Below are 20,629 nucleotides of genomic sequence, written 5' to 3'. Positions count from 1 at the left end.
GACATTGTGCCGCTATTCGGGCGTGTGGCCGGGATGTCGTTCCTCGCCGAGTTCTTCGCGTCCCGCGAGCTCGTCGCGGACGAGGACGGCCGCGTCGAAGTTGCCGCTCCGGTACGCCGCCCGTGCGACCATGTGCGCGGAGATCGGCGCGGTGAGGCTCTGGAACACGATGATCGCGATCGCGATCGTGATCGTCCCGACCGTCGGGCTCGAGACGGCGACGTCCGCCATGATCGCGATGAGCCCGAGGATCTGCGGCTTGGTCGCCGCGTGCAGGCGGGACAACACGTCGGGGAAGCGCAGGAGACCGACGCCGGCGGCGAAGCACATGATGGCACCGACGAGCACGAGGGCACCGGTGACGATGTCGCGGATCAGCTCGCCGCTCATGCGTCGTCCTGCTTCGACATGAAGCGCGCGACGCTGACCGAGCCGACGATCGCGAACATCGCGAGCGCCAGGAGGACCGGCAGGCCGTCCGTGTGACGGTTGATCGCCATCTCGGCCCCGATCGCGCACATGACGGTGGCGACGAGCACGTCGGAGGCGATCACGCGGTCGAGGAGGCTCGGCCCGCGGATGATCCGGTAGACCGCTGCGAGGGCCGCGGCACCGAACAGCACGGAGACGATCATGATCACGACGAGCATCACTGCCCCCTTCCGATCGAGACGTGGTCATGGTCGTGGCGGAGGGCGTCGGCCTCGGCGCGCGAACCGATCGCGAGGATGAGCCGTCGCTCCGTTCCGAGGACTTCGGCGATGACCTCGTCGATGTCGGCGTCGTCATGCACGTTCAACGCGTGCAGGTAGAGCGTCGAGGCCGTGCGGTCGAGGTCGACCACGATCGAGCCGGGGACGATCGAGACCGCCTCGGCCGTCCAGCTCATGATGAGGTCGGAGGTCGTCCGCAGACGGACCGCGATCACCGCGTTACTGGACCGGAACCTCGGCTTGAGGACGAGCCACGCGATCTCCGCACTCGCCCGCACGATGTCGACGAGGAGCTTGCCCAGGAAGATCGCGGTCCGCCAGAGGTTGATGCGGCCGCTCAGCTCGACGGCCGGCAGGTAGAACAGGAACGACACCAGCAACGCGACCCCGAGGCCGGTCACGAGGGTGAGCAGGTCGAACATCCCCCACAGGAGACACCAGAGCAGGATGAGTCCGGCCAGGAGGAGGGCCTGGCTGAACAGGGCGCGACGACGTGACGGTTGCATTACTTCAGGTGCTCCGTTCCGTCGGGGAAGACCGCGGTGATGTAGTTGTCCGGGTCCTCGATGTTCTCCGCCGCGCGCGTGGCCAGTCCGAAGAGCGGCCCCGCGAAGACCGTCAGGGCGAGGGTCAACGCGACCATGCCGGTCGTGGCACCGATCATCGGGCGCGAGATGGTCTTGGTGTCGACCGAGCCAGAGTCCTCGGGGCTCTCCGCGAGCTGGTCGAGCAACGGCGAGGAGTATCCGGCGACCTCGTCCTTCCCACGCCAAAAGCCCATGTTCCACACGCGCGCCAGGGCGTACAGGGTCAGGAGCGAGGTCGCGGCTCCGGCGGCGATGAGGATGTACGACAGCGGGTCGCCCAGGGCGACACCCGCCTGGAACAGCCCGATCTTGCCGAGGAAGCCCGAGAACGGCGGGATGCCGCCGAGGTTCATCGCTCCGATGAAGAACAGCACGCCGACGATCGGCGAGGCCTTCAGGATACCGCCGAGGCGGGAGATGGAGGTCGTCCCGCCGATCCGCTCGACGAGACCGGTGGTGAGGAACAGCGTGGTCTGGACGACGATGTGGTGGACGATGTAGTAGATCGTCGCGGCGGTCCCGGCGACCCCGCCGACGGCGATGCCGAAGATCATGTAGCCGATATGGCTCACCAGAGTGAACGACAACAGTCGTTTGATGTCGGCCTGGGCGACCGCGCCGAAGATGCCGATAAGCAGGGTCAGGAAGGCGATGACCATCAACGGTGTCGCCAGCGGCACGTCCTTGAAGATGAGCGTGTCGGTCCGGATGATCGCGTACACACCCACCTTCGTCAGTAGGCCCGCGAACACCGCCGTGACCGGCGCCGGCGCGGTCGGGTAGGAGTCGGGCAACCAGAACGACAGCGGGAACACCGCCGCCTTCACCGCGAACCCGAGGAGCAGCGCAGCGCAGAGGATCGCCTGCACCTCCATCGGCAGGTCGCGCACCCGGTCCGCCACGAGGGCGATCGTCACCGTGCCCGTCGCGCCGTAGATGAGGGCGATCGCGGCGACGAAGAGCAGCGACGACATGAGGCTGATGACGATGTAGGTGACGCCGGCGCGGATCCGCGCTCCGGTACCGCCCAGGGTGAGGAGGACGTAGCTGGAGGCGAGGAGCATCTCGAAGCCGACGTACATGTTGAAGAGGTCGCCCGCGACGAAGGCGTCGAACAGCCCGGCCGCCAGGACCAGGTAGGTCGGGTGGAAGATCGACACCGGCGTCTCGCGATCGCCGTCGACGATGCCCTGACCGATGGCGAAGATGAGGACGCCCAGGAGCATCAGGGCCGCGACGAGCAGCATGATCGCGGACAGCCGGTCGACGACGAGCACGATCCCCCACGGCGGGGACCAGCCGCCCAGCTCCACGACGATCGTGCCGCTCTGGTCGACTGCCGCGAGCAGGATCGCGCTGATCACGGTCACCGCGGTGAGCGCGACGACGCTGATCGCCACCTGCGTCTTGCGGCGGTTGCGGAACATGAGCGCGATCGCCGAGCCGATCAGCGGGATCATGACCACGAGCGGGACGAGTGCGTTCATTCGCCTGCCCCCTTCCTGGTCGTGTGACTGTCGTCGCCGTGCTCGTTGCTCTCGTCGAGGACCCGCTGGATGGCCTCGTCGTCCAGGTCGACCTGGTTGAAGACCGCCTCCGTCGCCGCCTCGGTGTCGTCGGCGTGCTCGTCGCTGAGGGTGTCACCCTCGTCGCCGAGCTGTGCCAACCACCAGGTCCGGTAGATGAGCGCCAGGATGAAGGCGGTCACACCGAAGTTGATGACGATGGCCGTGAGCATGAGCACCTGCGGCACCGGATCGACCATGCGGTCGTCGGAGGCGGTGCCCGTGACGAGCGGTGCGGTGCCGCTCGGGCCGCTCATGATCAGGATGAGGAGGTTCGTCGCGTTGCCGACGAGCACGAACCCGATGAGGAACCTGGTGAGGCTCCGCTCGAGCATGACGTACACCCCGGTGCCGTACATGACGGCCATCAGGACGACGAGGGTCAGTGAGGCGCTCATTGTTCGGCCTCACTCGCCGAGAACTCGTCCGTACTCTGCTCGTCGATGTCGGCTTCCTCCTGTTGACGGTCGACCTCGGCCCCGAGGCTGCGCAGGATGTCGAGCGCCAGTCCGACGACGACGAGGTAGACGCCGATGTCGAAGATGCTGGACGTGCCGAACGAGAGGTGTCCGAGGATCGGAACGTCGGCCGAGAAGTACGCGGACTGGAGCGCCTCACCGCCGAAGAACAGGGAACCGACGGCCGTCCCCACCGCGAGCAGCAGTCCGACGCCGAGCACCTTGCCCGCGTCGATCGGCACGGCTTCGCCGAGCTCGTAGCGTCCGCCGGCGAGATACCGCATCACGAGCGCGAGGCCGGCGAGCAGACCGCCGGCGAAGCCGCCGCCCGGCTCGTTGTGGCCGACGAAGAGCAGGAAGACGGAGACGACGATCGCCGGGTGGAAGAGGAGCCGCACGAGGACCTCGAGGAGGATCGAACGGTTCGCCTCGGCGATCGCCCGGCCACCGATGAGCCATGAGTGCCGCCCCACCGCGTCGCGAGGTGCTTCCATCTCGCTGTCCGCGAGATGGGGGTCCGACACGACCTGGGATCGGAGGCCCGGGATCCGTCGACGCCGCGCACCGCTGAGGCGTGGGACCTCGGCGCCCCGCTGTGAGACGAAGAGCAGGCTCGCGATACCGGTGGCCACCACGACGAGCACGGAGATCTCGCCCATGGTGTCCCAGGCCCGGATGTCGACGAGCATCACGTTGACGATGTTCTTGCCGTGGCCCTCCTCGACGGCGAGCCTGGGTAGCTCGGTCGCGATGCTCTCGGCCTGTCGAGCGCCGAGGGCGATGACCCCGATGAGCCCCATGACCAGGCCGGTCAGCGTGCCGATGACGACCCGACGGACGCGGTGGACCGGGGCGTTCCGCTGGGCGATCTTGGCCGGGAGTCGGCGGAGCACGAGGACGAACACCACGATCGTGATCGTCTCGACGAGGGCCTGCGTCAGCGCGAGGTCGGGAGCGCCGTGCAGGGCGAACAGCGCGACGAGCCCGAACCCGGTGACGCCGACGAGCAGCACGGCGGCCATGCGCTGCTTCGCGCGGGCGGCCGCGATCGCCGCGGTCGCCATGATGAAGGCGATGGCCACCTGGGCGGGATAGTCCCACAGGCGGATCTCACCCGGCCAGGCGCGCCCGAGGAGGGCGATCGTGCCGAGGGTCAGGACGAAGACCACGAGGATGGTGGACAGGTACTGGACGAGCCCGCCGCGCTGGGCGAACAGGGTGACCTTCGCCGAGAGCCGGTCGATGCCCTGGGTCGCCGCCCAGTACCCCTTCGACGAGTCGACGAGGGGTGGCAGGCGGTCCTGCAGACGCGCGACCGGGAGCCTCCAGCGGAAGAGCAGCAGACCGAGCAGCACGACGACGGCCGAGATGCCGAGCGCCGGCTCGAGGCCGTGCCAGAGCGCGAGGTGGTAGTCGCCCTCCCCCACGGAGTCCGCGTAGGGCGCGAGCACCGTGTCGATGGGCTTCGTCGCGAAGCCGAGACCGATGGTCGCGACGGCGAGGATGCCCGGCGCGATCATGATCATGCCGGATTCGGCATGCAGTTCGGTCGGCGCGGCGCCGCGCCGGTCTCCGAAGGCGCCCCAGAGGAACCGGGCGCTGTACGCGACGGTCAGCACGGACCCGACGGCGGTCCCGACGATCGCGACCCAACCCCACACGTCGCCCTCGAGCGCGCCCTCCAGCAGTGAGGTGAAGACGGCCTCCTTCGCGACGAACCCGAAGAGCGGTGGGATGCCGGCCATCGAGGCGACCGCGATCGCCGCGATGACGGCGAGCACCGGCGTCTGACGCCCGAGACCGGAGAGGTGCCTCCAGTCACGCGTCCCAGCGCGGTGGTCGATGATGCCGACGACGAGGAAGAGCGCCGCCTTGTAGATGGCGTGGGCGAGCAGGAGCGCGACGGCGGCCAGGGCCGAATCACGGGTGCCGTACCCCGAGATGACCATGAGGAATCCGAGCTGGCTCACCGTCCCGTAGGCCAGGACCAGCTTGAGGTCGTACTGACGCAGCGACCGCCAAGCACCGGCGACCATGGTGAGGACGCCCAGGCCGACGAGCATCGCGTCCCAGCCCGGCGTGTCGGCGTACCCGGGTGCGAGCCTCGCGACGAGGTAGATCCCTGCCTTCACCATCGCCGCAGCGTGGAGGTATGCGCTCACGGGCGTCGGTGCGGCCATCGCGGCCGGCAGCCAGAAGTGGAACGGGACGAGCGCCGACTTCGAGATCGCGCCGACGAGGATGAGGAGGATGGCGACGGTGGTCGCGGGGCCGGTCAGGCCCTGCTCGACGATCGAGGCGAGCGAGGTGCTCTGCGCCTGCACGGAGATCATGATGACGCCCACGAGCATGACGAGCCCGCCGAAGGTCGTCACCAGGAGCGCCTGGAGCGCGGCACCGCGGCTCTCCTTGCGATCGGTGTAGTGCCCGATGAGCAGGTAGGAGAGCACACTCGTGATCTCCCAGAACATGAACATGACGATGATGTCGTCGGCGGTCACGAGACCGAACATCGTGCCGGCGAAGGCGAAGAGGAGCGCGGCGAAGCGACCGAGGCCGGGCTCGGTCGAGGAGAAGTAGCGGCCGCAGTAGAGCAATACGAGAGCACCGACGCCGGTGACCACGAGGGACAGCAGCCAGGCGAGCGTGTCCATCCGGAACGAGAGCGCGATGCTCAGTTGCGGGATCCACTCGATCGTCTCGACGACCGTGCCGCCGGCCGTGACCGTGCCGGTCTGGGAGAGCGTCCAGACGAATGCCGCCGCGGGCATACACGCGATGACGTAGAAGACCTTCGTCGACAGCACTCGAGTGAGTGTGGGCGTGGCGACGGCGATCGCAGCAAAAACGAGCAGGATTGTCGCCATGCAGGTCTCCCGGGTGGTGGCGGCCTCTGGACTCCCAGGTTAGCAGCCTGTCGGTACCCCTCCGACCCCAGGAACGACGACAGGCCCCCGCCGAAGCGGGGGCCTGTCGTCGACTCGGCAGCGTATGACAACGTCCGAAGTGGAGATGGGGGGAATTGAACCCCCGTCCACTGCTGTGATTCTGCGCCTTCTACGGGCGTATCCCTTGATACGTTCTACTCGGCCCCGACCATTGACAAGGGCATCTTGGTCGACGGGCCCAGCCGAAGAAAAGTCCCGGATGACGTCGCGGCTCCGTCATCCAGCAAGTCCCCTAGATGACGCCAGGATCCGAGACGGGGACACGCTCGGTCTGACGGACTATCGGGCTCGCTTAAGCAGCGAGGGCGAAGTCAGTGCGCTTAGAGTTGGCACTTGTTGTTTTGCAGAGATCGTTAACGAGATAACCCTGCATCCTCGACCCGCTTCTCGCAGTTTCGCAGGCAATGTCGAAACCGATCATCCCCATGGACTCAGCGCCTCGGAGAACGAGGCGAAGAGGGTCGTTGTCATACGCTGTCGAGTTGTCAATCCACCGCGAGCGGTGAACGAGCACCTTGCGGTGCAGCTTTCAAGTCTACCGCGCCCGAGGGGCACCTGTCACCTATTCGCCGAGCCGGTTCCTGGTGGCCATCGCGCGCGCGGCCTCACGGGTGTCCTGCTTCTCGCGGAGGGCATGCCGCTTGTCGTACTCCTTCTTGCCCTTCGCCACGGCGATCTCCACCTTGGCCTTGCCGTCCTTGAAGTAGATCTTCAACGGCACGAGGGTGAAACCACCGGGGGCGATCTTGTGGGCGATCTTGTCGATCTGCTCGCGGTGCAGCAGCAGCTTGCGCTTGCGCCGCGGCGGGTGGTTCGTCCACGTGCCCTGGCCGTACTCGGGGATGTGCACCGCGTCGAGCCATGCCTCACGGCGGTCGATGAAGGCGTACCCGTCGACGAGCGACGCCCGCCCGGCTCGCAGCGACTTCACCTCGGTACCCGTCAAGACCATGCCGGCCTCGTAGGTGTCCTCGATCGTGTAGTCGTGGCGGGCCTTGCGGTTCGTGGCCACGACGTTCTCGCCCCGTTCCCTCGGCACGGTGTACTCCTGACGTTCTGGTTCGGATCCATCGGAACGGACCGGCCGCGATCGCGGCAGCCTGTCAGTCTAACGCAGAGCGAGCGGCGCGGTGGCCGCACTGCCTCCCCGCTAGACCTTGAGGTACCGCGAGATCGCGAAGTTGGCCGAGATCGCCGCCAACAGCACGCCGACGAGCAGCAGGATCGGGAGGACCACGAAGGCGTCGCCGAGATCGACGAAGTTGACGTACCGCATGCGGTCCGCCAGGTATCCCTGGACGAACACCTGGACGATGGTGATCACCGCCCCGGCCGCGAGGATGGAGCCGATGAGCGCGGCGAACACACCCTCGAGGATGAACGGTGTCTGGATGAACCGGTTCGACGCACCGACCAATCGCATGATGCCGAGTTCCCGGCGTCTCGAGTACGCCGACAATCGGATGGTCGTCGCGATCAGCAGGGCTGCGGCGACCAGCATGAGTGCTGCGATCCCGATCGCCGTGTAACTGGCGATGTTCAGGACCGAGAAGATCTGGTCGAGGTATTGGCGTTGATCCGTCACCTGCTCCACGCCCGCGACGCCGGAGAACGCCTCGACGAGCACGTCGGACTGCGAGGCGTCCTTCATGTTCACCCAGAAGGTCTCGGGCAGCTGGTCTGCCGTGACGAACTGTGCGATGTCGTTGCCCTTGAACTGCTCTTGGAAGTTCGTGAACGCCTGCGCCTGGTCCTCGAAGTAGAACTTGTCCACGAAGGGGGCGAGGGTCGACGACTCCAGGGCGCTCTGGACGGCGGCGCGCTGCTCCTCGGTCGCGGCGCCGGCGGCGCAGGTGTCGCCCGCGCTGTCGGCGGTGCAGAGGTAGATCGCGACCTGTGCGCGGTCGTACCAGTAGTTCTTCATCTGGCCGATCTGCATCTGCAGCAGGACGGCCGTACCGACGAAGGTGAGCGAGATGAACGTCACGAGCACGACGGAGACGACCATCGAGACGTTGCGACGCAGGCCGTTCCAGACCTCGGACCAGATCAGTGCGAGTCTCACTTGGTCGGCCCCACGTTCTGCTCTCCGTCTTCAGTGCCGCGCGCCGCGGCACGCAGGCCGAGCCGCTCGGCGAGCGACAGGTGTTCGACCTCGATCGGGTCGATCTCGTTGCGTGCCGGAAGCCCGATGGGGCCCGTGGCGTTGCTCAGGCGTTGCGGAGGCGCGACCTCCGGGACCGCAGCCGCCGGTGGCACGGCGGGCTCCGCTTCCGGCGTCGTCGGCTCGGCCTCGGGTGCTTCCGGGGTCGATTCCTCGACCCGCGTCGCCGGGGTCTCAGGTTCGGCGACGGGTGCTACGGCCGGTTCCTGGGTCGGCGTCGAGCCGGACACCCGGGTGACGACCTCGTCGGTGTCGGCCCGCGGCGTGGTCTCGCGCGAGACCGCGGCGGGCGCGGTCGGTGCCGCTGGAGCGGTCGGCGTGGCGGCGGTGGCGGCGACCGCGGCTGCGGCAACGGCACTCGTCGTGGGCTCGGAGCCGGCAGCGACGGACGAGGTCGTGGTCGTCACGGGAACCGAGGAGGTCTCGACGGCGGGCGCGACGGGGGTCGAGGCCGTTGCGGGAGCTGTCTGTGCCGACGGGACGGCAGCCTTGGAGGATCCTCTGACGAGACCCGGGATGGCCGCTGTCGTGCCGTATCCACCGTGGCGTTCGTCACGGACGATCTGGCCGTCCTGCAGCTCGATCACACGACGCTGCATCTGGTCGACGAAGCCGGCCTCGTGCGTGGCCATGACGACCGTCGTCCCACCGGCGTTGATGCGCTCCAGCAACTGCATGATGCCGGCGCTGGTGGCGGGGTCGAGGTTACCGGTCGGTTCGTCGGCGAGCAGGATCTGCGGCTTGTTGACGATCGCGCGGGCGATGGCGACGCGCTGCTGCTCACCGCCGGAAAGCTCGTGCGGCAGGCGCTGCGCCTTGCCGTCGAGTCCGACCATCTTGAGGACGTCGGGGACGGCCTCCTGGACGAAGCCGCGCGACTTGCCGATCACCTGGAGGGTGAAGGCGACGTTCTGGTAGACCGTCTTGCTCGGCAGCAGTCGGAAGTCCTGGAACACGACCCCGAGGCTGCGCCGGAAGTAGGGCACCTTGCGGTTCGAGATGGAACCGAGGTCGTGGCCGAGCACATGGATCTTGCCCTTGCTCGGCTTGTCCTCCTTGAGCATCAGGCGGAGGCAGCTCGACTTCCCCGACCCCGAGGCACCGACGAGGAAGATGAACTCTCCCCGAAGGATCTCGAAATCGACGTCGTTGAGCGCGGGACGCGAGGTTCCCGGATACTTCTTGGAGATGTGATCAAACCGAATCATGGCTCCTTGAGCTTAAGGAGCGACCTGCCGATTACGGGCAGGACACGCCCGCGATCCGTACCCTGTACGAGGGCTGGGCGAACACTATGCCGCGCTGCGCTACTCCGGCTTCGACATCGACCGCCAGCGGATGCCCGCGGCGATGAACCCGTCGAGATCGCCGTCGAACACCGCTGCGGGGTTCCCCTGCTCGTGCTCCGTGCGCAGGTCCTTGACCATCTGGTACGGCGCGAGCACGTAGGAACGCATCTGGTCGCCCCAGCTCGCCGTGATGGTGCCGGCCAGCTCCTTCTTCGTCGCGGCCTCCTGCTCCTTCTGGATGAGGAGGAGTCGCGACTGGAGCACGCGCATCGCCGCGGCGCGGTTCTGGATCTGGCTCTTCTCGTTCTGCATCGAGACGACCGTGCCGGTCGGCAGGTGGGTGATGCGAACGGCGGAGTCGGTGGTGTTGACCGACTGGCCGCCAGGGCCGCTGGACCGGAAGACGTCGACACGGATGTCCGACTCGGGGATCTCGACGATCTCCGTCTCCTCCATGAGCGGGATGACCTCGACGGCGGCGAAGCTCGTCTGACGCTTGCCGGCGGCACCGAAGGGGCTCATGCGCACCAGGCGGTGCGTGCCCGCCTCGACGCTCAACGTGCCGAAGGCGTAGGGCGCGTCGACCTCGAAGGTGGCCGACTTGATGCCGGCCTCCTCCGCGTAGCTCGTATCCATGACGGTGACCGGGTACTTGTGCTGCTCGGCCCACCGCAGGTACATGCGGAACAGCATGTCGGCGAAGTCGGCGGCGTCCACACCGCCCGCACCGGCGCGGATGGTGACGACGGCGGGGCGCGGGTCGTACTCGCCGCTCAGCAGCGTCTGCACCTCGAGGTCGCCGAGCACCTTCTGCAGGCTGATGAGCTCCTGGCGCGCCTCTTCGGCCGACTCCTCGTCCTGGGCGTCGGTCGCGAGTTCGATGAGCACCTCGAGGTCGTCGAGCCGGTTCGCGATGCTGGTGATGCGGGCGAGTTCGGACTGACGGTGACTGAGGGCGCTCGTCACCTTCTGCGCGTTCGTCGTGTCGTCCCAGAGATCCTGGGCACCCGCCTGCTCGCTCAGCGTCGCGATCTCGGCTTCGAGACGGTCGACGTCGACGACGGTGCGGATGTCGTCGAAGGTCGAGCGGAGGGTACTGATCTGTGTGGAGAGGTCCAAGTCAAACATTTGGCTTCAGCCTACCGCGCAGGGCCGCGGGCGTACGATCGAGGGGATGACTTCCGACGAACGCCCGTTCCAGCTGCGCTCCGTGGCCGTCTCGGTCTTCCTCCCCACACTGTTGTTCTCCATCGGTGAAGGCGCCATCATCCCCATCATCCCGGCCGTCGCCGGGAACCTGGGGGCGACGCTCGCCGTCGCCGGCGTCATCTCCTCGCTCATCATGCTCGGCGAACTCGTCGGCGACGTCCCGTCAGGGTGGATCGTCAGTCGGATCGGCGAACGCTTCGCGATGATGTGGGCGGCGCTGCTCGCGGTCGTCGGGGTCGCGACGGCTGCCATCTCCCCCAATCCGTTCGTCCTCGCCGTGGGCATCTTCTGCATCGGGCTCGCGACCGCCGTGTTCGGTCTGGCCCGGCACGCGTTCATGACGACGTACGTGCCGATGCGGTACCGGGCGAGGGCGCTCTCCTCCCTCGGCGGTGTCTTCCGCGCCGGCACGTTCATCGGCCCGTTCCTCGCGGCGGGCGTCATCCACCTCACCGGGACGTCGCAGGCGGCGTTCTGGGTGATGGTCATCTGCTGCGCTGGCTCCGCGATCACCCTGCTCGTCCTCCCCGACCCGGCGGAGATGTTCGGGCGACCGCCGTCGACGCGCACCGCCGACGGCGAGGAGCGGACCGAGGGAGAAGAGCTCGCGTCCGAGGAGTCGAGCGGCCTCATCGCTTCGATCCGAGCCCACGGCGCGGTCCTCACCAGGATGGGGACGACCGCCGCACTCGTCGGCGCCCTGCGCTCGTGTCGGGCGGTCCTGCTCCCCCTGTGGGCCGTGAGCATCGGCGTCTCGGAGACGGACACGGCGCTCATCATCGGCGTCGTCGGCGCGGTGGAGTTCGCCCTCTTCTACGCCAGCGGTCAGGTGATGGACCGCTGGGGGCGGATCTGGACCGCCGTCCCGTCGATGATCGGGCTGGGCTCCGGGTTCATCGTCCTGGCCTTCACGCACGACCTCGATGAAGCGCGGGTCTGGTTCATCGCTGTCGCCCTCGTGCTGGCACTCTCCAACGGCCTCGGCAGCGGCATCCTCATGACCCTCGGCTCCGACCTCGCGCCACCGGACCGTCCCGCGCCGTTCCTCGGCGCCTATCGCTTCCTGGGCGACGCGGGCACAGCCGCAGCTCCCCTGGCGATGTCCGGGATCACCGCAGCGGCGTCGATCTCCCTCGCCGCCGGCACCATCGGCGGTGTCGGGCTCATCGGCGCGTTCCTCCTCTTCCGGTTCATCCCCCGCTTCATCGATCGCGGCACGCGCCCCTTCCCCTGATCGTCGGGAGGCCCGTCCGCCGTCACCAGAAGACACTGCGCGCACTCGCGGTCGCCTCGATCCGGAGGCCCTGCGGGACGAACAGCGTCAGCATCGGCGGCCGCCAATCCGACGCCAGCGAGACCTCCGCACTCCGGCCGTCCGGGGTCCGCGCCGCGACGATCTCAACGCCGGTGAGCGCACCCGCACCACCGGTGATGAGGTCGTCGCGTGCACTCGAACGGACCGAGTCGTCATCGAGGACAGGTCGGAAGGTCCCGTCGGGCTGGAACGTGACGTCGTCGATGGAGAAGGACTCCGCGGCGGTCGCGGCCAGGCGGTCGGCGAGGTCGAGGAGCCGCTTGTGCTCCACGTACAGGGATGTGGCAGCGCTCCCGACGAGGACCACGGCGAGCGCCACCACGGCGAATCCGATCGTCAGGAGCATGGTGGACCCGTCCTCCTCCCCGACGTCCGGACGTCGGCGCCCGCCCGGAACCCTCACTCCGCCTCGCCGAACCGGTCATCGAACCGGGAGATCGGTGCCGTCGCGGCGCCGGTCACGGGGACCGCGGCCTGGACGCCGACGATCTCGGGCATCAAGGGTAGGACGACGAGGATGTCGACGGTGACCGTGACGGCGCCGCCGCGCTGCCCGCACGGGAGACCGGCTGGTGCACAGTCGAGGGTGACGGACGACTGGGACCGGTCGAGCCCGAAGTCGTCCAGTGCGAGTGCGAGCGAGTCCTCGACGCGGTCGCGACCCGTGGCGTCGTCGTCGGCCCGCGCGTAGAGTTTCGCCGCCTGCGCCGCGGCCCCGCCGGCCGCGAGCACCGCCGCCTGCACCTCGGCGAGCGCGACGATGAGATAGACGATCGGCACGAGGAGGACCAGACCGACGGTGATGAACTCGAGGGAGGCCGATCCGTCGTCGTCCCGTGCGGTCGTTCGGCGACGCAGCTCATCACTCGAGTGTCTCGAGGACTGCATTACCCTCCACCTCCAAGACGCCGGGCAGTCCGATCAAGCCCACCACCGGAAGCGGTGCGCGGACGGTCACGGTGACGACGCTTGCCCCGCGACGATCGGCCAGCGTGGCGCTGACGTCACCCGTGTATCCCTCCCCCACGGCGACGGCGATGAGCTGGCGTGCTCGATCGGCGCCGTCGAGCAGCTCGGTGTCGGCCAGTGCGCCGAACCGGGCACCCTCCGCCGCCGCGTCGATGAGCGTGTTCCGGACGTGGAGGGCGAGTGCGAGCTGGACCACGGACATCATCAGGACGGTGAGGATCGCTCCGACGAACACGAACTCGGCGACGGCTGATCCGTCCTCGCCGCGCACGAGCCTCGTCCGCCATCCGCCGATCTCGGGCTCAGATGCCGGAGACACGATCGATGGCCTGTTCGAACACCTGCGTGAGCGCCGGGCCGGCGACACCCCAGATGAGGAGGACGAGCCCGGCCGTCATGAGCGTGATGAGGACCCAGCCTGGGACGTCGCCGCGCTCCTCGGCGAGGAGGGAACGACGCCGGTGGAGCGTGCGGTCGAGGAAGGAGGGGGAGGACATGTGGAACCTTTCGTCAGAAGCCGGTCCGGAGCACGAACACTCCGGGGAAGACGGCGATGATGATGGACAGGGGCAGGATCAGGAAGACGAGGGGCACGAGCATCGCGACCTCCTTCTTCCCGGCGGATTCGAGGAGACGGCGCTTGGCGGTGTCGCGTCCGTCGTGGGCGTGATCGAGGAGCACGGCTGCGACCGGTGTGCCGCGTTCGAGCGCACCGAGGATCTGGTCGACGCATCGCGACAGCATCGGCATCGCGAGTCGTGCCTCGAACTGCCGGAGTGCGGTGGCGAACGGGATACCGGTGGAGACGTCCGCCATCACCCGGCGGAACTCCCTGCCGAGCTCCCCGCTGGACCCGATGCGCGCCACGCGGTCCATAGCATCCGTGATCGCTTCACCGGCCGCGAGACTCAGACTGAGGAACTCGAGCACCGTCGGCAGCTCCTCCTCGATCCGCGCGAGGCGCCCACCGGCGGCGAGCGCCAGCAGCTGGTCGCGGAGGACGATTCCGGCCACCGCCCCGAGCGCGGGAACCGGTGCTGCGAACGGGAGCGGCAGCCGTCCGTTGCTGAAGGAGAACACGGCGAGCGCCGCGGCGACCGCGAAGCCACCGAGCCCCCAGAGGAGTTGCAGCAGTCGGTACCGCTCGAGCGTCGGTCCCCCGGCTTGACCCAATCGACGGATGACGAGTTCCTGATCGGCGCCGACCAGGCCGAGCGACCATCGAACGGCGCGGAGGACCGGGACCAGCAGGGTCCCGAGGACCGGTAGGGGGTCGGTCGAGCGGCGCGCGGCTTGCGAGCGGGCGTCGCTGGAGAGGTCGGCGACATAGGGGGCGATGCGGTCCGCGAGCCGCGGTCGTCCGAGTGCCGGCAGGAGCATCGCGAGCGCCCAAAGGCCGACCCCGAGGGTCGCTCCGAGGCTGACGGCCCACGCTCCGTCTGCACTCACCGGAACCACCGTCGTTCGGGCTGGAGGCGTCCGACACGGAGCATCGCCTGGTAGGCGAGAGCGGAGACCACGACGCCGGCGATGATCAGGACCGCTCCCTCCCGGGAGTTGTAGGCGGCCGAGGCCTCCGGCCGGGACGACAGGAGCAGGAGGATCGCCCAGGGTGCCGCGACGCCCAGCCTGGCGGCGTTCACCACCCAGGACTGTCGCGCCTCGGCCTCGGCTCGGATGGCCGACTCCTCACGGAGCCCCGCGGACAGCGCTCTGAGCACCGCCGGCAGTTCCGTGCCTCCCACGTCGCGGGCCATGCGCACCGTCTCGAGGATGCGGTCGGCGACCGGGTCTGCGAGCGCGGTCTTCAGGTCGTCGATGCCGTCGGCGAAGCGGCCGGCAGCACGGTAGTCGGCGCTGAACGCGGCGAACGCCGGGCGGAGCGGTGCGGGTCCGACGGTGTCGAGCGCGGCCACCGCATCCGGGAGCGAGAGCCCTGACCGGATCGCGGACAACAGGTGGTCCACGACATCCGGCCACAGTCCCCGCTGCAGGCGACGTCGCGAAGTGGCGCGGGCTCGGAGCACGATCACCGGGGCGACGAGTCCGGCGACAGCGACGACGGCGCTCAACGGCAGGACGCGGCAGAGCGCCTGGACCACCGCGCCGGAGACGAGACCGGCGAGGACGGAGACCACGATGGCGGCCGCCCAGTACCGACCGGGCAGACCGGCCAGGATCAGGAGTTCGCGGAGCGCAGCGACCGGCCTCCACCGCTCCAGGGTGTCGCGCAGCGGCTCCGGGTCCGGCCACCACCAGGGTGCGACGGTGAGGAGGAGGCCTGCGGCGAGGACCGCTCCGACGACGAGACTCATCGCTCGCCGACGGCGAGGATCGAGGCGAGCGAGATCCCGGCCGCACGATACTTCGCGTCGTTCAACGGGAAGCGACCGGTGGCGCGGAGCTCTCCGTCTCGCTGCTCGAAGAGGGTGGAGGCCTCGATCGTGTGGGACTCCCCGCTCCCGCCGACCGCGATGATCTCCGCCACCCGTCGGCGTCCGGATCGGTCGAGCTCGCAGTGCACGACGAGGTCGACACATGATGCGACGGCCGGGCGCACGAACCCCGAGTCGATGTTCCGGCCCGCCAGCAGTGGCAGCGTGCAGAGCTTGCCGATCGCGTCGCGCGCGGAGTTCGCGTGGATACTACAGAGCCCGGGCAATCCGCTGTTGAGGGCGATCAGGAGGTCGAGGCTCTCCGCCTCCCGGACCTCGCCGACGACGATGCGGTCCGGCCGCATGCGGAGCGCCTCCTTGATGAGCCGACGCAGCGTGATCTCTCCCGTGCCCTCGAGACTGGCCTGTCGGCATTGCATCGCGACGACGTCGCGGTTGCCCGGCGCGAGCTCGAAGGTCTCCTCGACGGTGACGATGCGGAGGGCCGGGTCCAATGAGGCGATGAGGGCGCCGAGCATCGTGGTCTTGCCGGCCTGCGTCGCGCCCGACACGAGCAGGTTCGCCCCCGCGGTCATGCTCGCGCGCAGGAACTCGGCGGCCTGATAGCTGATCGACCCTGCGGCCACCAGCTGACCGAGATCACGGATCCGTGCGGAGAACTTGCGGACGTTGATGGACATGTGCCGACGCGTGACGTCGGGGATGACGACGTGCAACCGCGAGCCGTCCGGAAGGGACGCGTCGACGAACGGGTTCGCGAGATCGACCCGTCGACCGGTGGCACGCAGCATCCGCTCCACGAGGTCGCGGACATCACCCTCGCCGAGGACCACGTCCGTCAGCTCCGACACCCCACCACGGGCGACGAACACCTTCGTCGGCTCGTTGATCCAGATCTCCTCGACACTCGGATCATCCAGTAATGGCTGGATCGCACCGAACCCCGTCACCGCGGCGAGCACCTCGCTCGTCATCCCGTGCTCATCGTCGATCAGCGGCGTCGTGTCGTTCAACGCCCGCTCGTTATAGCGACGCACCTCCTCACGGGCGATCCGCCCCGCTCCCCCACGCCGACCCGGCTCCCCGAACTCCTCACGCACCCGGTCACGCACGCGCGCCGTGATGATCTCCGCCGCTGTCCCCATGCCGCCATCCTGACGAACACCGGCCACACCCCGCAGAAGTTATCCACAGCACCCCCGCTCGACGCGTCACCGACCGGTCACTAGGCTCGGGGACCGTGCCGACCACCTTCCGCATCGACGGCTCCCGCATCCACGACATCTTCTCGTTCTACGCGGTGATGAACGAGCTGGTGATGCAGGACGAGGACTGGGATCTCGGCCCGAGCCTCGACGCCCTCGACGACGTCCTCTACGGCGGGATCGGCTCGCTCCGCGATCTCGACGACGTGCACTTCGTCTGGACGGAGCACGACGCGAGCCGCGCCGCACTCGGCGTCACGGCCACCCGCGCCTGGTTACAGGAGAAGCTCGAGCGGGGCACACCGTTCGACACGGCTCGGATCACCGCGCAGCTCGACGACCTCGACGCCGGCCGCGGCAAGACCTACTTCGACCTGCTCCTCGAGGTCTTCGCCGGCCACCCGGACATCCGACTCGAACTCGCCTGACCAGGTGTGGAACCGGCGGTCGCGCTCAACCCGCCGCGCTCAAGCTGTCGCGAACCGCTTCGCCGAACGCTCCTTCGCCTTCTGCGCCTCGACCTCGCGATCCTTCGGCGGGGCGGTCGTCACGAGGTCTTCGAGCAGATGGCGGGTGATGTGGGCGATCTCCGCGACCGCTCGATCGAACGCCTCAGCGTTCGCCTGGGACGGCTTCGTCGACCCGCTGATCTTCCGCACGTACTGGAGCGCCGCGGCCCCGACCTCGTCGTCGGTCGCCGCCGGCTCGAAATTGTGGAGGGTGTGGATGTTCCGGCACATGCAGGCATGGTAGCCCCGGCGCACGCCAGGATCCAGAGGTGATTCCGGTGCTGGTCCCGCGCCGCAACCGCTTGCGGCGGTCGACCCGAGCCGGAAGAGTGGGCGCCATGATCAACGGCTACACCGCAGACCAGGTCCGAGCCGCAGAGGCACCACTCTTGGACGCAGGGGAACCACTCATGGCGCGAGCCGCCCACGGACTCGCCGAAGAACTGCGGACGGTCCTCGCCGATCGCGCTGAGGGCCTCGAGGGCGAGGCACCCGACGTCTGGAAGATCCTGCTGCTCGTCGGCTCAGGCGACAACGGCGGTGATGCCCTCTTCGCGGCGGCGGAGCTCGCCGGCACGACCGGTCCGGACGACGTCCCGCTCGACCTCGTCGTGGCCAGGACGGGTGACCACGCCCACGAGGCGGGCTACGCCGCGGCGGTCGAGGCCGGTGTCCGCTTCCTCATGAACTCCCCCGCCGAACCGGACGACACCGCCGACGAGGCCAAGGGCGCCGCGATCGTCGTCGATGCCGTGTTCGGCATCGGGGCAAGCCGGAACCCCACCCTGCGCGGTGCGCCGAAGGCGATCGTCGAGGCGGTCCTCCCAGTCGTGCAGAACTCCGGCGGACCGACGGTCGTCGCCGTGGACGTCCCGAGCGGCATCGACCCCGACGAGGGAAGCGTCCCCGAGGGTGCCGTCCTCCCGGCGGAGGTCACGGTCACCTTCGGCGCGGTGAAGGCCGGGCTCCTCATCCCGCCCGGCTCGGCCTACGCCGGCGACGTCCGCCTCATCGACATCGGTCTCGGGCCGCAGCTGGCCGACGTCACGCCGTTCACGACGCTCGACCAGGCGGACGCCTGACCGACTGCTCAGCCCGGCCCGTCGCCTGGGCGATCGGCAACACCGACCACCAAGGCAGTGCCTGACGCTCAGGAGCCGACGGCGGCAGCCGATCGCCCTGATGCGACCCCCGCGAGCGCGTGGCCCGCGAGCGAGCCGAGGGTCCGGAGCCCGTCGCGCGACAGCACCGACTCGAGGTGCCCCTGGACCGACGCGAACCCACGACCACGCATCGCGAACACGTCGCCGGACGCCGCATCGGCGGCGATCTCGACCCCACCGACCGGAGCCTCACCCGCCAGCCGTGCGGTGAAGGTGTTGTAGAACCCGATCAGCGACTGCTCACCGAAGAGGTCGAGGTCGAGCTGCAGCCCCTGTCGGGGCGCGTCGAGGCGTTCGATCGGCAGTCCGAGCTGGATCGCGAGCACCTGATGGCTCAGGCAGACGGCGAGCAGCGGCGCTCCGGCGGCGAGACGCGCTGACACGATCTCGTGCATCCGGCGGACCCGCGGCTCGGCGAGGTCGAGCGGGTCGCCGGGACCCGGACCGGCGACGAGGAGGTCGACGTCCACGAGTGCGTCGGTCACCGCCGACCAGTGCTCCACGCTGACGGTCATCCCGAAGTGGCGCAGCTGGTGGGCGAGCATCGCGGTGAACTCGTCCTCGGCGTCGACGATGACCGCGGTACGGCCCGACAGTGAACCGACAGGCGCCGGGTGCTGCGGCTGCAACCAGAAGGACGCCAAACGCTCGTTCCGCGCTCGGAGCGCGTCCTGCACTCCGGGCTCCGCCGCGAGGTCGACGGTCGGGCCGAGCTCGGCGGGTGCCATGACGCCCAGAGCGGTCAACACGCCGGCCGCCTTCGCCGCCGTCTCGGCGACCTCCGACTCGGGATCCGAGTGACGGACGAGCGTCGCACCCGCGGGCACGCGGACGAGGCCTGCGTCGTCGACATAGGCGGTGCGGATGAGGATCGGTGCGTCGAGTTCGTAGTCGCCGTCGCCCACCGGCGTGAACAGCGCGAGCACGCCGGAGTAGTAGCCGCGCGCGTTCCGCTCGTGGCGGGCGATGACCGAGCAGGCGTTCTGCATGGGCGAGCCGGTGACCGTCGGTGCGAACATCGTCAACCGCAGGACCTCGCGGACGTCGAGTTCGCTCGTCCCGGCGAGCAGGTACTCGGTGTGGGTGAGGCGCGACATCTGCTTGACGTAGGGTCCGAGGATGCGTCCACCGGAGGCACACACCCGGCTCATCATCTTCATCTCCTCGTCGACGACCATGAAGAGCTCTTCCGTCTCCTTGACGTCGCCGAGGAACGCGCGGAAGTCGTCGCCGGTCGCGCCGGAGCGCGGGTGGCGGAAGGTGCCGCTGATGGGGTTCATGGTGACGGTGCGTTCACCGGTCGACGCGTCGCGGGCGACCGCGACGTGGCGCTCGGGCGTCGCACCGGCCATCGAGACGCCCGGCGTGTGCACGGCGAAGGTCCAGTAGGCGCCGGTCTCCCCCGACAGGAGCGCGCGCAACCACGCGAGGACGGCGCGCTCGGCCGGCACCTCGGTCGTCGCGGTGAACTCGCGGCGGATGACGAAGTTGGCTCCCTCGCCGCGTCCGATCTCGTCCTCGATCACGCGGCGCACGATCGACGCGTAGTCCTCGTCGGACACGTCGAACCCGCCGTCGACCAGCGGGACCGCGTCGGCGGGGAGTCGGTCGAGCAGCTCGGCGAGCGTCACCGTCTCACGCTCGCTCACCACGAGGCAGCGCAGCGGAGCGCCGTCGTCCATCGCTGCGAAGCCGCGCTCACGCACCTGGCGATACGGCACGAGGGTGAGGACCTCGGGCTGGTGGTCGTCGCCGGCGGATCCGAGCGGGATGTCGGCGAGCGACTCGACGTCGACGACATCGCCCGTGTAGAGGTCGACGGTGTCGCTGCCGTGTCGGCGGAGCACCGCGAACGGGAAGTCGGGGCCGGCGTGCAGCACGCGGTGGAGCAGGGTGGTCATGGTGGTGTCCTCAGGCTGGGACCGATCCGACAGGGCCTCCGAACGAGAACGACCGCCCTGTCAGGCGGTCGAGTCGTCGTGTGTGCACGTGCGCGGTCCGCCTAGGAGGCGGGCCACCAGCTCGTTGCACACGTCGTTCGCATGGAGCCGAGCATACACGGGCCGACCCGGGCTCCGCTGGCCGCGGCTCCTCCCCCGAAGCTCAGGACGTTCCCGACCTCGCTCCCGTAGACTGAGC

At 68.9% G+C, this 20,629-nt stretch carries 22 protein-coding genes and 1 other RNA gene; 3 read left to right on the top strand and 20 right to left on the bottom strand.

Annotation, left to right across the window (positions count from 1 at the left end; all coding sequences use genetic code 11):
* Positions 1–12: 12 nt before the first annotated feature.
* From mnhG to prfB, 11 genes are all read right to left on the bottom strand, one after another.
* A complete protein-coding gene (gene mnhG, locus ACLIME_RS03020; RefSeq protein ID WP_079705599.1) occupies positions 13–390 on the bottom strand; it encodes a monovalent cation/H(+) antiporter subunit G in 378 nt (125 codons plus the stop codon).
* The gene (locus ACLIME_RS03015) at positions 387–650 is read right to left on the bottom strand and encodes a monovalent cation/H+ antiporter complex subunit F (RefSeq protein WP_411558167.1); all 264 of its coding nucleotides are present in this window, start codon (positions 648–650) and stop codon (positions 387–389) included. The genes mnhG and ACLIME_RS03015 overlap by 4 nt, the downstream gene beginning before the upstream one ends.
* The gene (locus ACLIME_RS03010; protein WP_192018169.1) at positions 650–1,219 is read right to left on the bottom strand and encodes a Na+/H+ antiporter subunit E; all 570 of its coding nucleotides are present in this window, start codon (positions 1,217–1,219) and stop codon (positions 650–652) included. The genes ACLIME_RS03015 and ACLIME_RS03010 overlap by 1 nt, the downstream gene beginning before the upstream one ends.
* Positions 1,219–2,787 (bottom strand): Na+/H+ antiporter subunit D, encoded by a 1,569-nt coding sequence (locus tag ACLIME_RS03005; protein WP_079705597.1) that lies wholly within the window; start codon positions 2,785–2,787, stop codon positions 1,219–1,221. Before ACLIME_RS03005 ends, ACLIME_RS03010 begins: the two co-directional genes overlap by 1 nt.
* Positions 2,784–3,263, bottom strand: a complete 480-nt coding sequence (locus ACLIME_RS03000) for an NADH-quinone oxidoreductase subunit K (RefSeq protein ID WP_079705596.1) — start codon at positions 3,261–3,263, stop codon at positions 2,784–2,786. Before ACLIME_RS03000 ends, ACLIME_RS03005 begins: the two co-directional genes overlap by 4 nt.
* A complete protein-coding gene (locus tag ACLIME_RS02995; RefSeq protein ID WP_411558166.1) occupies positions 3,260–6,190 on the bottom strand; it encodes a Na+/H+ antiporter subunit A in 2,931 nt (976 codons plus the stop codon). The genes ACLIME_RS03000 and ACLIME_RS02995 overlap by 4 nt, the downstream gene beginning before the upstream one ends.
* Positions 6,191–6,327: 137 nt before the next feature.
* Positions 6,328–6,696, bottom strand: a transfer-messenger RNA (tmRNA) gene (gene ssrA / locus ACLIME_RS02990).
* A gap of 137 nt (positions 6,697–6,833) precedes the next feature.
* A complete protein-coding gene (gene smpB, locus ACLIME_RS02985; protein ID WP_056007115.1) occupies positions 6,834–7,310 on the bottom strand; it encodes an SsrA-binding protein SmpB in 477 nt (158 codons plus the stop codon).
* A gap of 111 nt (positions 7,311–7,421) precedes the next feature.
* Positions 7,422–8,336, bottom strand: a complete 915-nt coding sequence (ftsX, locus tag ACLIME_RS02980; RefSeq protein WP_064296231.1) for a permease-like cell division protein FtsX — start codon at positions 8,334–8,336, stop codon at positions 7,422–7,424.
* Complete coding sequence (ftsE, locus tag ACLIME_RS02975; RefSeq protein ID WP_411558165.1) at positions 8,333–9,643, bottom strand: cell division ATP-binding protein FtsE; 1,311 nt, start codon at positions 9,641–9,643, stop codon at positions 8,333–8,335. Before ftsE ends, ftsX begins: the two co-directional genes overlap by 4 nt.
* 99 nt (positions 9,644–9,742) lie before the next feature.
* Positions 9,743–10,852 carry a peptide chain release factor 2 gene (gene prfB / locus ACLIME_RS02970; RefSeq protein WP_079705593.1) on the bottom strand — a complete coding sequence of 370 codons (1,110 nt, stop codon included), beginning with the start codon at positions 10,850–10,852 and terminating at the stop codon, positions 9,743–9,745.
* Positions 10,853–10,898: 46 nt separating this feature from the next.
* On the opposite strand from prfB, the gene ACLIME_RS02965 reads away from it, so the two are divergent.
* Entirely contained in the window at positions 10,899–12,167 is a 1,269-nt protein-coding gene (locus ACLIME_RS02965; protein WP_079705592.1) for an MFS transporter, read from the top strand.
* A 22-nt stretch (positions 12,168–12,189) separates the two neighbouring features.
* Here the strand turns inward: ACLIME_RS02965 and ACLIME_RS02960 are convergent, their stop codons facing one another.
* From ACLIME_RS02960 to ACLIME_RS02930, 7 genes are read right to left on the bottom strand one after another with little or no spacing between them, the layout of a single operon-like run.
* On the bottom strand, positions 12,190–12,594 hold the full coding sequence (locus ACLIME_RS02960) for a hypothetical protein (protein ID WP_411558164.1): 405 nt from the start codon (positions 12,592–12,594) through the stop codon (positions 12,190–12,192).
* Positions 12,595–12,647: 53 nt separating this feature from the next.
* A complete protein-coding gene (locus tag ACLIME_RS02955) occupies positions 12,648–13,136 on the bottom strand; it encodes a TadE family protein (protein WP_411558163.1) in 489 nt (162 codons plus the stop codon).
* Positions 13,111–13,536: a TadE/TadG family type IV pilus assembly protein gene (locus ACLIME_RS02950; RefSeq protein ID WP_411558162.1), complete on the bottom strand. Its 426-nt coding sequence runs from the start codon at positions 13,534–13,536 to the stop codon at positions 13,111–13,113. Before ACLIME_RS02950 ends, ACLIME_RS02955 begins: the two co-directional genes overlap by 26 nt.
* Entirely contained in the window at positions 13,520–13,714 is a 195-nt protein-coding gene (locus ACLIME_RS02945; protein ID WP_411558161.1) for a hypothetical protein, read from the bottom strand. Before ACLIME_RS02945 ends, ACLIME_RS02950 begins: the two co-directional genes overlap by 17 nt.
* Before the next feature lie 13 nt (positions 13,715–13,727).
* Complete coding sequence (locus tag ACLIME_RS02940; RefSeq protein ID WP_411558160.1) at positions 13,728–14,666, bottom strand: type II secretion system F family protein; 939 nt, start codon at positions 14,664–14,666, stop codon at positions 13,728–13,730.
* On the bottom strand, positions 14,663–15,532 hold the full coding sequence (locus ACLIME_RS02935; protein WP_159878302.1) for a type II secretion system F family protein: 870 nt from the start codon (positions 15,530–15,532) through the stop codon (positions 14,663–14,665). The genes ACLIME_RS02940 and ACLIME_RS02935 overlap by 4 nt, the downstream gene beginning before the upstream one ends.
* A complete protein-coding gene (locus ACLIME_RS02930) occupies positions 15,529–16,758 on the bottom strand; it encodes a CpaF family protein (protein ID WP_411558159.1) in 1,230 nt (409 codons plus the stop codon). Before ACLIME_RS02930 ends, ACLIME_RS02935 begins: the two co-directional genes overlap by 4 nt.
* A gap of 95 nt (positions 16,759–16,853) precedes the next feature.
* On the opposite strand from ACLIME_RS02930, the gene ACLIME_RS02925 reads away from it, so the two are divergent.
* Complete coding sequence (locus ACLIME_RS02925) at positions 16,854–17,246, top strand: ribonuclease inhibitor (RefSeq protein ID WP_241160858.1); 393 nt, start codon at positions 16,854–16,856, stop codon at positions 17,244–17,246.
* A 39-nt stretch (positions 17,247–17,285) separates the two neighbouring features.
* On the opposite strand, the gene ACLIME_RS02920 is transcribed toward ACLIME_RS02925, so the two are convergent.
* Entirely contained in the window at positions 17,286–17,558 is a 273-nt protein-coding gene (locus ACLIME_RS02920) for a DUF2277 domain-containing protein (protein ID WP_086473621.1), read from the bottom strand.
* A gap of 107 nt (positions 17,559–17,665) precedes the next feature.
* On the opposite strand from ACLIME_RS02920, the gene ACLIME_RS02915 reads away from it, so the two are divergent.
* Positions 17,666–18,409 (top strand): NAD(P)H-hydrate epimerase, encoded by a 744-nt coding sequence (locus ACLIME_RS02915; RefSeq protein ID WP_124769040.1) that lies wholly within the window; start codon positions 17,666–17,668, stop codon positions 18,407–18,409.
* Positions 18,410–18,477: 68 nt separating this feature from the next.
* On the opposite strand, the gene ACLIME_RS02910 is transcribed toward ACLIME_RS02915, so the two are convergent.
* Positions 18,478–20,391 carry an anthranilate synthase family protein gene (locus ACLIME_RS02910; RefSeq protein WP_411558158.1) on the bottom strand — a complete coding sequence of 638 codons (1,914 nt, stop codon included), beginning with the start codon at positions 20,389–20,391 and terminating at the stop codon, positions 18,478–18,480.
* Positions 20,392–20,629: the final 238 nt, after the last annotated feature.

Source organism: Plantibacter sp. MPB07 (genome assembly GCF_046619465.1).
GTDB classification, from domain to species: Bacteria; Actinomycetota; Actinomycetes; order Actinomycetales; family Microbacteriaceae; genus Plantibacter; species Plantibacter auratus.
The sequence above is the reverse complement of the archived record's forward strand: the minus strand, read 5'-3'. Positions and strand labels throughout refer to the sequence as shown.

Coding starts and splice junctions, on each gene's coding strand:
- prfB (WP_079705593.1), bottom strand. CDS start 10,852: ATGTTTGACTTGGACCTCTCCACACAGATCAGTACCCTCCGCTCGACC.
- ACLIME_RS02915 (WP_124769040.1), top strand. CDS start 17,666: ATGATCAACGGCTACACCGCAGACCAGGTCCGAGCCGCAGAGGCACCA.
- ACLIME_RS03015 (WP_411558167.1), bottom strand. CDS start 650: ATGCTCGTCGTGATCATGATCGTCTCCGTGCTGTTCGGTGCCGCGGCC.
- ACLIME_RS02945 (WP_411558161.1), bottom strand. CDS start 13,714: ATGTCCTCCCCCTCCTTCCTCGACCGCACGCTCCACCGGCGTCGTTCC.
- ACLIME_RS02935 (WP_159878302.1), bottom strand. CDS start 15,532: ATGAGTCTCGTCGTCGGAGCGGTCCTCGCCGCAGGCCTCCTCCTCACC.
- ACLIME_RS03010 (WP_192018169.1), bottom strand. CDS start 1,219: ATGCAACCGTCACGTCGTCGCGCCCTGTTCAGCCAGGCCCTCCTCCTG.
- ACLIME_RS03000 (WP_079705596.1), bottom strand. CDS start 3,263: ATGAGCGCCTCACTGACCCTCGTCGTCCTGATGGCCGTCATGTACGGC.
- ACLIME_RS02930 (WP_411558159.1), bottom strand. CDS start 16,758: ATGGGGACAGCGGCGGAGATCATCACGGCGCGCGTGCGTGACCGGGTG.
- ACLIME_RS02995 (WP_411558166.1), bottom strand. CDS start 6,190: ATGGCGACAATCCTGCTCGTTTTTGCTGCGATCGCCGTCGCCACGCCC.
- mnhG (WP_079705599.1), bottom strand. CDS start 390: ATGAGCGGCGAGCTGATCCGCGACATCGTCACCGGTGCCCTCGTGCTC.
- ACLIME_RS02910 (WP_411558158.1), bottom strand. CDS start 20,391: ATGACCACCCTGCTCCACCGCGTGCTGCACGCCGGCCCCGACTTCCCG.
- ACLIME_RS02965 (WP_079705592.1), top strand. CDS start 10,899: ATGACTTCCGACGAACGCCCGTTCCAGCTGCGCTCCGTGGCCGTCTCG.
- ACLIME_RS02960 (WP_411558164.1), bottom strand. CDS start 12,594: ATGCTCCTGACGATCGGATTCGCCGTGGTGGCGCTCGCCGTGGTCCTC.
- ACLIME_RS02955 (WP_411558163.1), bottom strand. CDS start 13,136: ATGCAGTCCTCGAGACACTCGAGTGATGAGCTGCGTCGCCGAACGACC.
- ACLIME_RS03005 (WP_079705597.1), bottom strand. CDS start 2,787: ATGAACGCACTCGTCCCGCTCGTGGTCATGATCCCGCTGATCGGCTCG.
- ACLIME_RS02920 (WP_086473621.1), bottom strand. CDS start 17,558: ATGTGCCGGAACATCCACACCCTCCACAATTTCGAGCCGGCGGCGACC.
- ftsE (WP_411558165.1), bottom strand. CDS start 9,643: ATGATTCGGTTTGATCACATCTCCAAGAAGTATCCGGGAACCTCGCGT.